Origin of the sequence: Salmonella sp. 2020_1459 (assembly GCF_043847915.1) — a bacterium.
In the GTDB taxonomy this organism is placed as follows: domain Bacteria; phylum Pseudomonadota; class Gammaproteobacteria; order Enterobacterales; family Enterobacteriaceae; genus Salmonella; species Salmonella enterica.
This window is the reverse complement of record NZ_JBCMFA010000001.1, coordinates 58,689-71,893: the sequence shown is the minus strand read 5'-3', so window position 1 is coordinate 71,893 and position 13,205 is coordinate 58,689. Positions and strand designations below refer to the sequence as shown.

Below are 13,205 nucleotides of genomic sequence, written 5' to 3'. Positions count from 1 at the left end.
TCAGGTGATTGATTTAACGGGAAACGGCCGGAAAAACCAGAAAAAACAATGCTAATAACCTCGAGCCTTTGCAACAAATCGCTAACGAGAGCGCATCCAGACACATTTTGAAGGATATTGAATTAAAAAGCCCCGCTTTTAGCGAGGCTTTATATCTGAGGCTGACGCGACAAACGCATCAAATCAGTGGTGTCGATCAGATAGCTGTTACGTTAACAGCAGCCGGACCTTTCTGGCCGTCCTGAATTTCGAACTCAACGTTCTGGCCTTCAGCCAGAGTTTTGAAACCATTGCCCTGGATAGCGGAGAAGTGTACGAACACATCTTTGCTGCCGTCAGCCGGAGTAATGAAGCCAAAACCTTTGGATTCGTTGAACCACTTAACTTGACCTTTAATCTTTGCCATTTGCAAAATTCCTTAGAGTGTTTTCTTTGCCCGTAGGCATAACATAGATAAAACTGAGACATTACTGCTTGAGGCACTAATATAAGGTTCGGCAGAGAAGCGGTATTCAACGTCAACGTGTTTACTCAGGACTTCTTTACTGAAAATGCCACACATAAACAGAACTGTACCTCGTTTAACCCAAAGCCTGTTATCACATACAACGTTAATTATGGCAAGCCATTTTTAAACGTGTCTCGATCCGTCGCACAAATTACGAGAACCTTCACAAATTGACAGCACGTTTATGCAACAAAATTGCGAAAGATATATCCTTACGCGCTGACGGACTTCTGACAACGTCACTGCTGAAAAGCCATTTTTCTACCATAGCTCAATAACTTCGCTTCTTCCAGTGCATCAAATCACATTTAAAAGCTGTATTTTTCATATCACTTTTTATGCTGAGTTATGCATAAATTGTCACAATGATAAAAAACACCTTTTAATCAAAATAATAGAAAAGAAAAGCGATTCTCGACACCGCTTTTTGTGATGTTCTGCGTCTTTACAGAATGCCTTAAAATAATGAACAAACAATGACAATCCATAAAGAGATAGAAACGTTTCGCTTTTAAGAGAGAATGAGCAGTATCACAAAAATGCCATATGTCCATTTGTTATACATATAAAACTATGTTGCATATAAAGCCATATATTATGTAAGGTGTTGATGCTGTAGTATCAGTTGCAAACGGCAACGCGGAGAGATCCGACGGGGAAATGGGGCGTATGGCACTGGCGCCATTTGCGCCCCGGTAAGCATTATCGTTCTGCAACCAGACGAATGATGTCCTCATCCTCTTTTGGTTCGCTTGCCGCTGTTGCGGGTTCCGCTTCTTTTTCTGGTTCGTTTGCTTCGCAAAGGCGACGTAACAACGCGTTTTGCCGCTTCTGTTGATCCAATAACGCTTCGAGCAGTTCTATCTGCTCGTTGGCACGGGAACTTGCCCGGTTGACAAAGAACCAGAGCGCCAGCCCCACCACCAGAACCACCATTGATACTATTAAAGATGCAAGAGAAAACGCACCAGAGTTTAAAACGTCGTTCATTTCACCACCTCAATGTAGAGACGTCATTCTACCACTGCTACACGGGAAGGAAATCTCTGGTGTAAAACGTTTACCAGGGAATAAATTTATTGATGGCGCAAATACCGCTGAAAAATTGTACATCCTGATCGCACATGATATTAAACACCTGCGCCCACAGCAACAGGCATACTACCACCACGATGCCGAGAACGACCCATCGAAATTTTTTCACTCCACTCTCCGATCTTACATCTTATGTCGCTAAATTATCATGAGTTACTTAAACCAGGAGTAACTGTAGCGGCATTATATGTTTTTAGGAATGATTCACTTGTTTCAATCAATGTACACGCTACTCTTATTCTAACTAAAAAAGAAAAGAGGTAGTAATGCGTTTGATCATTCGCGCAATTGTATTGTTTGCCCTGGTGTGGATAGGCCTGCTGATGAGCGGCTATGGCATCCTGGTGGGAAGTAAAGTGAACGCTGCGGGGCTGGGTTTACAGTGCCATTACCTGACCGCACGCGGCACCAGCACGGCGCAATATCTCCATACCAACAGCGGCATTATTGGCTTTTCCGACTGTCCCATTTTCAGAAAAATCGCCACCGTGGTGGATAATGGCTAAGCGGTAATAAATAATTTCACAGTGAAACTACAACCAATAATTCCCCTATATTGGCTGTTGTTCATAAGTACTGTTAAATAATATTTTAATAACCGTTAAATAAGCCGACAGATATTATCTACTTTTACGATTTCATCCCACCCGATGTTATAAAAAAAGCAGCTACATTTTTCGTAGCTGCTTTTTTTTAACGTCATGCTAATAACGTTGCTTAGAAGGGATAATCGTTGTAACCCATTTGTTCAGAAATTTTACGCGCGGCGGCGTGTAACATAGCCACATATTCCTGTAGGCGTTCTTCTGAAAAACGCAGCGTCGGGAACGAAATGCTTAACCCTGCGATGACTACGCCAAAACGGTCAAATACCGGTACGCCGATACAACGTAACCCTTCTTCCTGTTCTTCGTTATCTTCACCGTATCCTTGCGCACGCACTTCATCCAACAGCGGCAGCAACGCTTCAGTGCTGGTAATCGTGCGTCCCGTGCTTTGCTTATACTCTACGCCGTCGAGAATCTGCTTAACCTCATCACGGTCGCGCCAGGCCAGAAGCACTTTACCGATGGCCGTACTGTACAGCGGATTACGACGCCCAATACGTGAGTACATCCGCAGATTGTACATAGAGTCAATTTTATGGATATAGACAATGCTGTCTTCATCCAGCGCGCCAAGATGGATAGTTTCTTTTGTCAGACGAGACAGTTCGCGCATCTGAATGTCCGCACTGCGGATGAGATCAACATTTTGCAAAGCTCGCGCGCCCAGCTCAAACAGCTTTAGCGTCAGAGAGTATTTTTCAGACTCCCCCTCCTGAGCCACGTAGCCCAGCGTTTTCATGGTTTGCAAAAAGCGATAAACGGTGCTTTTCGACATCATGACGCGCTGCGATAGCTCGGTAATCCCTATTTCACGCTCTTCACCCAGCGCCTGCAGAATGCCGAAAACTTTCAGCACAGAAGATACAGAATCAGGCTGCTTATCCAGATCTGCGTTTGCCATTTATCACCTCATTACGAGCGTTTTATAAAATTCAGAACGAGTTTTTATTATAATTTCACGCCAGGTCGCCCGCAATCCATCTTTGCTTACTTCGTTACAAATCTGCGACATAACAACTCAGTATTAATGCTAACATTATTATTCAGCTCATAATTCCCCTTATTACAAAATACTTATGGAAAAAACACGGGCCGATGGCCTGCCCCTCCCGCAGAGATACGGCGCTATCCTGACGATTATTATCGGTATTTCGATGGCGGTTCTGGATGGCGCAATCGCTAATGTCGCGCTGCCAACCATTGCGACTGATTTACATGCCTCCCCTGCCAGCTCTATCTGGATTGTCAATGCATACCAAATCGCCATTGTCGTCTCACTGCTTTCCCTGTCTTTTTTAGGCGACATGTTTGGTTATCGCCGGATCTACAAATGTGGTTTAGTGGTATTTCTGCTTTCATCATTGTTTTGCGCGCTTTCAGACTCGCTGCAGATGCTGACGCTGGCGCGCATCGCGCAGGGATTTGGCGGCGCGGCGCTAATGAGCGTAAACACGGCGCTGATTCGTCTTATCTACCCCCAGCGTCATCTGGGACGAGGCATGGGAATTAACTCTTTTATCGTCGCAGTCTCTTCCGCCGCGGGTCCGACGATCGCCGCAGCGATTTTATCCATCTCATCATGGAAATGGCTGTTTCTGATTAATGTCCCGTTAGGTATCATCGCGTTAATTCTGGCCATCCGCTTTTTACCAGCAAACATCGCCCATGACACTAAGCCGCGCTTTGACTTACCGAGCGCGGTAATGAATGCGCTCACATTTGGCCTGCTGATTACCGCATTGAGCGGCTTTGCCCAGGGACAGTCGCTAACGTTGATTGGCGCAGAGCTGCTCGTTCTGGTCGTGGTCGGGTTTTTCTTCGTGCGCCGCCAGCTTTCTTTGCCCGTCCCTTTGTTACCCATCGACTTGTTACGCATTCCGCTTTTTTCACTCTCGATCGGCACGTCAATTTGCTCGTTCTGCGCGCAAATGTTAGCCATGGTCTCGCTACCTTTTTATCTGCAAACCGTGCTGGGCCGTAGCGAAGTAGAAACCGGCCTGTTATTGACGCCCTGGCCGCTGGCAACGATGGTAATGGCGCCGCTGGCGGGATACCTGATAGAACGTCTTCATGCCGGTTTGCTGGGGGCGCTGGGAATGGTGATAATGGCAGCCGGGTTGTTTGCGCTGGTCATGTTGCCAGCCTCCCCCTCCGATCTGAATATTATCTGGCCGATGATCCTTTGTGGCGCAGGGTTTGGCCTGTTCCAGTCGCCGAATAATCACACCATTATCACTTCCGCGCCGCGTGAGCGCAGCGGTGGCGCCAGCGGGATGCTGGGCACGGCGCGACTGTTAGGCCAAAGTACTGGCGCCGCGCTGGTAGCGCTGATGTTGAACCAGTTTGGCGATAGCGGTACGCATCTTTCGCTGCTCGCGGCGGCGATCCTGGCGACTCTCGCGGCGGTGGTGAGCGGTTTACGTATTACGCAACCACGCGTTCAGGCGTAAAAAAAGCGCGTCATTCGACGCGCTTTTCATACTTGTCAGTGGGCTTATTATTTCAGGTACTCACCGCTACGCAGCGCTTCAATGCGTTTATCCAGCGGTGGGTGCGTCATAAACAGCTCGCTTAACGATTTCGATTTACCGTTAATACAAAACGCCATCATGCTGGTCGCTTCTTGCGGCTCGTAGCTGGTTTTCAGGCGCTGCAACGCGGCAATCATTTTTTCACGGCCAACCAGCTTCGCCGATCCCGCATCGGCATGAAACTCACGGTAACGGGAGAACCACATGGTGATGATGCTCGCCAGAATACCGAAGACCAGTTCCAGCACCGTCGCAACGGCGAAATAGATTAGCGGATTACCGTTACTTCCTTCGCCTTCATCGCGGTTGCCGCCCAGAAAACCAGCAGCAATTTGCGCGATAATGCGCGAAATAAAGATAACGAAGGTGTTAACCACCCCCTGAATCAACGTCATCGTCACCATATCGCCATTGGCAATATGGCTGATTTCATGCGCAATGACGGCTTCCGCTTCGTCAGGGCTCATGTTTTGCAACAAACCGGTGCTCACAGCGACCAATGAGGCGTCACGGCGTGCGCCCGTCGCAAACGCGTTAATGTCCGGCGCATGGTAGATAGCAACCTGCGGCATGGCGATACCGGCCTGGCGCGCTTGCGTTGCTACGGTGTTCATCAACCAGCGTTCTCTTTCATTGCGAGGCTGTTCAATAACTTCCCCTCCTACGGATTTTAACGCCATCCATTTGGACATCAGCAATGAAATAAAAGAACCGCCAAAACCAAACAGCAGCGCCATGATCAGCAAGCCTTGCACGCTGCTCGACTGTATCCCTGTCAGGCTCAGAACCAGCCCGAAAACGACCATCACGGCCAGGTTCGTCAGCAGGAAGAGCGCGATTCGCATCATAATTTTCTTTTAACCTCAATTTAACAAAGCGCACTATGCGATTACCCACATCGTATGGGTCTTATGGCTATTTTCAAGCATCACCAGGCGGTAAGTCACGAGAAAAACACAACTTTACATTTTGTAGCATTATCCTGACGACTTCTGCGCTTGTTAAAAAAAACAGGCACAATTTTTTGTGCCTGTTTAGCGTTACTTATTGGCTGCCGCCTGCTCCGCTGGTTTTTCTTTTTCAAGATGCGCCAGGTCCAGAGCAATCTTCACCGTTTCATCAAGGTACGGGTCCGGCTCCTGGTAATCCTTTGGCAGATCGTCCAGTTTCTTCAGCAACGGTTTACCCTCACGTTTAAACCGATCGTTAATACGCGCCAGACGCAGAGCGTCTTCTTCATTGTTCTCTTTCTCACGCTGCGCATAATTCAGAGAGACGATGTTGCGCTTATCCTTCATGGCATTGAAACGTGCAATATCCTTCATGATGTACTGAAACTCAGGATCTTTGGCGATACGCGCGTTGTGTTCTTTCAATAATTCCGGGCCAAACGGGGCCAAATCGTCCGATTTCACGTATTTCGCCGCATCAATGCTATCCCACGGCAAGGCGTTATCTTCAAATTTTTCTCCGGTTTCCGTCTCTTCATTGCCAGTCGGCATGATGATATCCGGCGTGACCCCTTTACGCTGCGTACTACCGCCGTTGACACGGTAAAACTTCTGAATGGTGTACTGCACCGAACCCAGCGCAGGCCATTCCGGGCGAAGCATCTGATCGTAAATTCGGTTTAGCGAACGATATTGCTGTACCGTCCCTTTACCGAAGGTCGGCTCACCGACAATCAGCGCGCGACCATAATCCTGCATCGCGGCAGCGAAGATTTCCGATGCCGAGGCACTGAAACGATCGACCAGCACCACCAGCGGGCCTTTGTAGTAGACCACGCCGTCGGTGTCGCTATCCTCACGCACTTTGCCGTTATTGTCGCGCACCTGAACTATCGGACCAGAAGGGATAAACAGACCGGAAAGCGAAACGGCTTCCGTCAGCGCCCCACCGCCGTTTGAACGCAGATCGATAACGATGCTGTTAACGTTCTGTTTTTCCAGCTTCTGAAGCTGAACTTTGACATCATCGGTCAAGCCAACATAGAAGCCTGGAATATCCAGTACGCCAACTTTTTCCTTGCCGACGGTTTTCACCGACATTTTAACCGCGCGATCTTCAAGACGAATCCGTTCACGCGTCAGCGTGATGATACGCGTTTTCGTCCCTTTACCAGCCGGCAGTATTTCCAGTCGGACCTTGCTGCCTTTTGGCCCTTTGATCAGCGCCACCACATCGTCAAGACGCCAGCCAATGACGTCGACCATCGGTTTTCCGGCCTGCCCTACGCCGACGATACGATCGCCGACGCTAATCGACTTGCTCTTCGCTGCTGGGCCGCCGGCGACCAATGAGTTAATGACAGTGTAATCGTCATCCATTTGCAGCACCGCGCCGATACCTTCCAGAGACAGGCTCATTTCGGTATTAAACTGCTCGGTATTGCGGGGAGAAAGATAATTCGTATGTGGGTCGATTTCACGCGCAAAAGCGGTCATCGCCAGCGAGAACACATCTTCACTGTTGGTCTGCGCCAGGCGACGAATAGCGAATTTGTAGCGACGCGTCAGCGTTTCGCGAATTTCTTTGTCGCTCTTGCCGGTGAGTTTCAGACTGAGCTCATCGAATTTCACTTTACCATCCCACAGCGCATTTAGCTCAGCCTCATCTTTCGGCCAGGGCGCTTTACTGCGGTCCAGGTTAAACGTATCGTTTCCGGTGAAATCCATTGGCCGTTCCAGCACTTTTAGCGCGTACTGGTAACGTTCAAACCGGCGCTTTTGCGCCAGGTTATAAAGATCGTAAAAAACATCCAGCTTACCCGTGCGCAGCTCATCGCCCAACACGGTTTTCTTTTTCGCAAACTGCTCGACATCGCTCGCCAACAAAACGTTGTGGCTATAGTCGAGAAGATTCAGATAGCGATCAAAAATCTTTGCCGAAAATGCCTCATCCAGATCGAACTGGCGATAGTGGGAGCGGGTAAAACGCGACGTTACGCGCTCGCTCACCGTCGCATGTTGCGTCTCTTCCTTTAGTACGGGAATTTGATCGGCACGCGTAATATCTTCCACGGCGAAGGACTGGCCTGCTAATGCAAGCAGGCCAGCTAACGCGGTAAGCCTAAAAAAAGTGTTCATGCCAGGCCTGGCCTCCGTTTCAGAACACCAGGTGTTCTGCGCGTACAATCAAAGACATACCCGAATTCAGCTGTACACGGACACCATCTTTGGTGATTTCTAATACGGTGGCATCCATCGCATTATTACCCGCTTTCACCTTGAGGGACTGCCCTACGGTCAATACTGAAATATCAGAAACCGGCGTGTGCTTCTCTTCGCGAGGCGCACGCGGCGCTTTCGTCGTCGGTTTATCAGCGCGAGGTTTACGTTCAGCGCCTTCTTTACGACGCGCTACCGGGCGAGGTTTACGCTCGCGTCGCGGCGCGTCTTCTTTTTCGCCAGCCGCCGCGGCAGCTTCGCGTTTTTTCGCTTGCTGCTCTGCGCGCTGCGCCTGAACACGGGCTTTGGCTTCTTCAAGCTGCTTACGCGCATGTTCGACATGCTGTTCTTCCAGCTCGCCGCACGGATTGCCATCAAGGTCGACGCGCGTTGCGCCCGGCTTAACGCCGTACAGGTAACGCCAGCTTGAAGTATAAAGACGTAAAGCGGAACGAAGTTGCGTTTTGCTGAGGTTCATTTCGCCCCCAACTCGCTCTACCAGATCCTGAAAAATACCAATTTTCAGCGGGCGAGCTTCGCCTTCCGCACTAAAACAGTGAGGAAAACGCTCGGCCAGAAACGCGATAACTTCTTTACTGCTATTCAACTTAGGTTGATTTTCCATGAAATTTCCTGATTACAACGGACGTAGCCAACAAGCAGCAGGCATGAACAGGCGTCATTATAATGACGCCATCAGTAATTGCTACGTTATCCGTTGATTATCCTGCGACGCTCGCAAAGAATTTTTTGTAATCCGTCGTTCCAAGCACGGTTTCAAGCTGTGCGACCAGCGTACGCAGGCCGTGTTCATCTTCTTCGGTAAAACGGCCAAACGCCGTGCTATCTATATCCAGCACGCCGATAATCCGTTCGCCAACCGTGACAGGCAGCACAATTTCGGCGTTGCTGGCGGCATCACAGGCAATATGGCCGTCAAACGCATGAACATCATCAATACGTTGAACCTTATTCTGCGCTACCGCTGCGCCGCACACGCCGCGACCAACCGGAATCCGCACACAGGCGATTCGCCCCTGAAACGGCCCCAACACCAGCGTATCGCCTTCGAGGAGATAAAATCCCGCCCAGTTCACCTCGGTAAGACGTTCGAACAGTAGCGCGCTGGTATTCGCCAGCGTGGCCAGAAAGCTGGTTTCACCTGCCATTAACGACTGAAAATCGCGGTTTAACGCCGCGTATAGTTCTGTTTTGCTCATTATATAATCACTTCGTGGTCTTACTCCTAAACACAGGCTATTAAAATAAGCATTAAATGCGTTCTTGCTCAAGATTATTCCTGTCATGAGTTAAGATTACATTATTCTAACACTTTGATTCACGATACATGGCTCTGAACACCTCACACGTCACGCCAACAAAAAAGCTAACGATCAGGTCAATTAGCGAAGCGCTGCCGCGCAGCCACTACCAGCGCTGCCCTGAATGCGACATGCTGTTCAGCTTGCCGGAGATGAGCGCTCATCAAAGCGCTTATTGTCCTCGTTGCCAGGCCAAAATTCGCGATGGGCGCGACTGGTCGCTGACGCGGCTGACCGCGATGGCGGTAACCATGCTGCTATTGATGCCGTTTGCCTGGAGCGAACCGTTACTCCATATCTACCTGTTGGGCGTACGCATTGATGCCAATGTGATGCACGGCATCTGGCAAATGACGCAGCAGGGCGATCCGTTAACCGCCGCAATGGTGCTCTTTTGCGTGGTGGGCGCGCCGCTTATTCTGGTTTTTTCAATTGCTTACCTGTGGTTTGGCAGCCTCCTCGGCATGAATCTGCGTCCAGTCCTGCTGATGCTGGAAAAACTGAAAGAGTGGGTGATGCTGGACATCTATCTGGTCGGTATTGGCGTTGCCTCTATCAAAGTGCAGGACTATGCCTTTCTGCAGCCGGGCATCGGGCTTTTAGCGTTCGTCTCGTTGGTGGTTCTTAGCATTCTGACTATGATTCATCTGAATGTGGAGCAACTATGGGAACGATTTTATCCGCAGCGCCCTGCTCAACGTGCGGACGAAAGATTGCGCGTCTGTCTTGGCTGCCACTTTAGCGGCTATCCGGATGCGAAAGGACGCTGCCCGCGTTGTCATATTCCGCTACGGTTACGCAGAAAACAGAGCATACAGAAGTGTTGGGCGGCCTTGCTGGCGTCTATTGTCTTTTTGCTGCCGGCAAACCTGCTGCCTATCTCGGTAATCTACATTAATGGCGGGCGTCAGGAAGATACTATCCTGTCGGGCATTATGTCGCTTGCCAGCAGCAATATCGCCGTCGCCGCCGTCGTTTTTATCGCCAGTATTTTGGTGCCGTTTACCAAAGTCATCGTGATGTTTACGCTACTGTTGAGTATCCATTTTAAATGCCAACAGGGACTGCGGACGCGAATTCTGTTGCTGCGTCTGGTGACATGGATAGGCCGTTGGTCGATGCTGGATCTTTTCGTTATCTCGTTAACCATGTCTCTGATTAATCGCGATCAGATTCTGGCTTTTACTATGGGACCGGCTGCGTTTTATTTCGGCGCAGCGGTAATTTTGACTATTCTTGCAGTGGAATGGCTGGATAGCCGCTTACTTTGGGATGCACATGAGTCAGGAAACGCCCGCTTCGAAGACTGAAGCGCAAATTAAAACCAAACGCCGTATTTCACCTTTCTGGCTGCTACCGCTTATCGCGCTAATGATCGCGGGGTGGCTGGTATGGGATAGCTACCAGGATCGCGGCAATAGCGTGACTATCGATTTTATGTCGGCGGACGGTATCGTACCGGGCCGTACTCCCGTGCGTTATCAGGGAGTAGAAGTCGGCACCGTGGAAGATGTCAGTCTGAGCAAAGATCTGCGCAAAATTGAAGTTCGCGTCAGTATCAAATCAGATATGGAAGATGCGTTGCGCGAAGAGACGCAATTCTGGCTGGTGACGCCCAAAGCCTCGCTGGCGGGCGTTTCCGGCCTGGATGCGTTGGTCGGCGGGAATTACATCGGTATGATGCCAGGTAAAGGCAAGCCCAGAGATCATTTCGTCGCCCTGGATACACAGCCTAAATACCGGCTTAGCAACGGCGATCTGATGATTCATCTCCATGCGCCGGATCTCGGTTCGCTTAATAGCGGTTCACTGGTCTATTTCCGTAAAATCCCTGTCGGACGGGTGTATGACTATTCGATTAACCCTAACAAACAGGGCGTGACGATTGACGTTCTGATTGAGCGACGGTTTACCGATCTGGTGAAAAAAGGCAGCCGTTTCTGGAATGTCTCCGGCATTGACGCCGATCTAAGCCTGAGCGGCGCGAAGGTGAAACTGGAGAGCCTCGCAGCCCTGGTCAATGGCGCGATTGCGTTTGATTCGCCGGACAATTCCAAACCCGCCGCCCAGGATGACACGTTCGGCTTATATAAAGATTTAGCCCACAGCCAACGAGGGGTAATCGTTAAACTTGAGCTGCCCAGCGGAGACGGTCTGAAGGCGGAATCTACGCCGCTCATGTACCAGGGACTGGAGGTGGGTGAGCTTTCTAAACTGACGCTCAACCCTGGCGGTAAAGTCACCGGAGAGATGACCGTCGATCCCAGCGTTGTTCCGCTGATGCGGGAAAATACGCGTATTGAGTTACGCAATCCCAAACTGTCGCTGAGCGACGCGAATATCAGTTCGTTGTTAACCGGAAAAACCTTCGAGCTGGTGCCGGGCGACGGCGAACCGCGCAGTGAATTTGTGGTGGTGCCGGGTGAAAAGGCCCTGCTGCATGAGGCGAATGCCTTAACCCTGACGCTGACGGCCCCGGAAAGTTACGGTATCGAACCGGGCCAGCCGTTAATTTTACATGGCGTAAAAATTGGCCAGGTCATTGAGCGCAACTTATCCAGTAAAGGCGTGTCATTCATCGTCGCGATTGAACCGCAGCACCGGGATTTGGTACAGGGCGACAGTAAATTCGTGGTCAACAGCCGGGTGGATGTCAAAGTCGGCCTTGACGGCGTAGAGTTCCTCGGCGCCAGCGCCAGCGAGTGGATTGACGGCGGAATTCGTATTTTACCCGGTACGAGCGGGAAGATGAAATCCACCTACCCGCTCTATGCTAACCTGGAAAAAGCGCTGGAAAATAGCCTCAGTGACTTACCGACTACCACCTTAACGCTGACGGCCGAAACGTTGCCGGATGTCCAGGCAGGTTCCGTCGTGCTGTATCGAAAATTTGAAGTAGGCGAAGTCATCACCGTTCGCCCACGCGCCAATACCTTTGACATCGACCTGCATATTAAGCCGGAATATCGCCACCTGTTAACCAGCAATAGCGTGTTCTGGGCGGAAGGCGGCGCGAAGGTGCAACTTAACGGCAGCGGCCTAACGGTACAGGCCTCGCCACTCTCCCGCGCGCTGAAAGGGGCCATTAGTTTTGATAACCTGAGCGGCGCCAGCGCCAGTCGGCGCAAAGGCGATAAACGCATTCTTTATGCTTCAGAAACTTCCGCCCGCGCGGTAGGCGGACAAATTACGCTGCACGCGTTCGACGCTGGAAAATTGGCGGAAGGGATGCCCATTCGTTACCTCGGTATTGATATCGGCCAGATCCAGACGCTGGAATTGATCACCGCACGTAATGAAGTGCAGGCAAAAGCCGTACTTTATCCGGAGTATGTACAGACATTTGCCCGCGCCGGGACACGTTTTTCCGTTATCACGCCACAAATTTCCGCGGCGGGCGTCGAGCATCTGGATACGATTCTCCAGCCCTATATTAACGTTGAGCCAGGACGCGGCGCGGCACGGCGCGACTTTGAACTGCAGGAAGCCACGATTACCGACTCACGCTATCTGGATGGGTTAAGCATCGTCGTGGAGGCGCCAGAAGCAGGCTCGCTTAATATTGGTACCCCCGTCCTGTTTCGCGGTATCGAAGTGGGAACCGTCACCGGAATGTCCCTGGGGTCGCTCTCCGATCGCGTGATGATCACCTTGCGCATCAGTAAGCGTTACCAATATCTGGTGCGTAATAACTCCGTATTCTGGCTTGCCTCCGGCTATAGTCTCGACTTTGGTCTGACAGGCGGCGTGGTGAAAACGGGGACATTTAATCAGTTCATCCGTGGCGGTATCGCCTTCGCTACTCCACCAGGTACGCCGCTGGCGCCAAAAGCGCAAGCCGGTAAGCATTTCCTGTTACAAGAGAGCGAACCGAAAGAGTGGCGTGAATGGGGTACCGCTCTGCCACGTTAAACACCCGGCTCCGGCGTACTCGCGCCGGAGCGTTTTATGCTACACTGCGCGCCTGTTTT

13 protein-coding genes are annotated in these 13,205 nt (G+C 50.6%); 4 read left to right on the top strand and 9 right to left on the bottom strand.

Translation table 11 applies throughout. From position 1 onward, the window contains the following. Positions 1-196 precede the first annotated feature (196 nt). From cspE to mgrB, 4 genes are all read right to left on the bottom strand, one after another. Entirely contained in the window at positions 197-406 is a 210-nt protein-coding gene (cspE, locus tag ACH0VJ_RS00420; protein WP_001062678.1) for a transcription antiterminator/RNA stability regulator CspE, read from the bottom strand. Between the two features lie 12 nt (positions 407-418). Further along, positions 419-562 carry a DUF2627 domain-containing protein gene (locus ACH0VJ_RS00415; RefSeq protein ID WP_001537930.1) on the bottom strand — a complete coding sequence of 48 codons (144 nt, stop codon included), beginning with the start codon at positions 560-562 and terminating at the stop codon, positions 419-421. 648 nt (positions 563-1,210) lie between these two features. Then, on the bottom strand, positions 1,211-1,498 hold the full coding sequence (locus ACH0VJ_RS00410) for a YebO family protein (RefSeq protein ID WP_001000660.1): 288 nt from the start codon (positions 1,496-1,498) through the stop codon (positions 1,211-1,213). A 70-nt stretch (positions 1,499-1,568) separates the two neighbouring features. Beyond that, complete coding sequence (mgrB, locus tag ACH0VJ_RS00405; protein ID WP_000714547.1) at positions 1,569-1,712, bottom strand: PhoP/PhoQ regulator MgrB; 144 nt, start codon at positions 1,710-1,712, stop codon at positions 1,569-1,571. Positions 1,713-1,869: 157 nt separating this feature from the next. Between mgrB and yobH the strand changes: the two genes are divergently transcribed. Then, on the top strand, positions 1,870-2,109 hold the full coding sequence (gene yobH / locus ACH0VJ_RS00400; protein WP_001236777.1) for an invasion protein YobH: 240 nt from the start codon (positions 1,870-1,872) through the stop codon (positions 2,107-2,109). 211 nt (positions 2,110-2,320) lie between these two features. Here the strand turns inward: yobH and kdgR are convergent, their stop codons facing one another. Then, positions 2,321-3,112: a DNA-binding transcriptional regulator KdgR gene (gene kdgR / locus ACH0VJ_RS00395; protein ID WP_001262195.1), complete on the bottom strand. Its 792-nt coding sequence runs from the start codon at positions 3,110-3,112 to the stop codon at positions 2,321-2,323. 175 nt (positions 3,113-3,287) lie between these two features. Here kdgR and ACH0VJ_RS00390 point away from each other — a divergent pair, with 175 nt between their 5' ends. Further along, complete coding sequence (locus ACH0VJ_RS00390) at positions 3,288-4,661, top strand: MFS transporter (RefSeq protein WP_000416139.1); 1,374 nt, start codon at positions 3,288-3,290, stop codon at positions 4,659-4,661. Between the two features lie 47 nt (positions 4,662-4,708). Here ACH0VJ_RS00390 and htpX read toward each other — a convergent pair whose 3' ends face one another. The 4 genes from htpX to ACH0VJ_RS00370 all read right to left on the bottom strand — a co-directional run bounded on the left by htpX (position 4,709) and on the right by ACH0VJ_RS00370 (position 9,132). Further along, complete coding sequence (htpX, locus tag ACH0VJ_RS00385; RefSeq protein ID WP_000984498.1) at positions 4,709-5,590, bottom strand: protease HtpX; 882 nt, start codon at positions 5,588-5,590, stop codon at positions 4,709-4,711. A 192-nt stretch (positions 5,591-5,782) separates the two neighbouring features. Further along, positions 5,783-7,831, bottom strand: a complete 2,049-nt coding sequence (prc, locus tag ACH0VJ_RS00380) for a carboxy terminal-processing peptidase (RefSeq protein WP_001091237.1) — start codon at positions 7,829-7,831, stop codon at positions 5,783-5,785. A 19-nt stretch (positions 7,832-7,850) separates the two neighbouring features. Next, positions 7,851-8,537, bottom strand: coding sequence for an RNA chaperone ProQ (gene proQ, locus ACH0VJ_RS00375; protein WP_000431401.1), 687 nt, complete (start codon positions 8,535-8,537; stop codon positions 7,851-7,853). Between the two features lie 97 nt (positions 8,538-8,634). Next, entirely contained in the window at positions 8,635-9,132 is a 498-nt protein-coding gene (locus tag ACH0VJ_RS00370) for a GAF domain-containing protein (protein ID WP_001537418.1), read from the bottom strand. 128 nt (positions 9,133-9,260) lie between these two features. Between ACH0VJ_RS00370 and yebS the strand changes: the two genes are divergently transcribed. Beyond that, positions 9,261-10,544, top strand: a complete 1,284-nt coding sequence (gene yebS, locus ACH0VJ_RS00365; RefSeq protein ID WP_001207294.1) for a membrane integrity lipid transport subunit YebS — start codon at positions 9,261-9,263, stop codon at positions 10,542-10,544. Beyond that, positions 10,513-13,146 carry a PqiB family protein gene (locus ACH0VJ_RS00360; protein WP_001535256.1) on the top strand — a complete coding sequence of 878 codons (2,634 nt, stop codon included), beginning with the start codon at positions 10,513-10,515 and terminating at the stop codon, positions 13,144-13,146. The genes yebS and ACH0VJ_RS00360 overlap by 32 nt, the downstream gene beginning before the upstream one ends. The last annotated feature ends 59 nt before the right edge of the window (positions 13,147-13,205 follow it).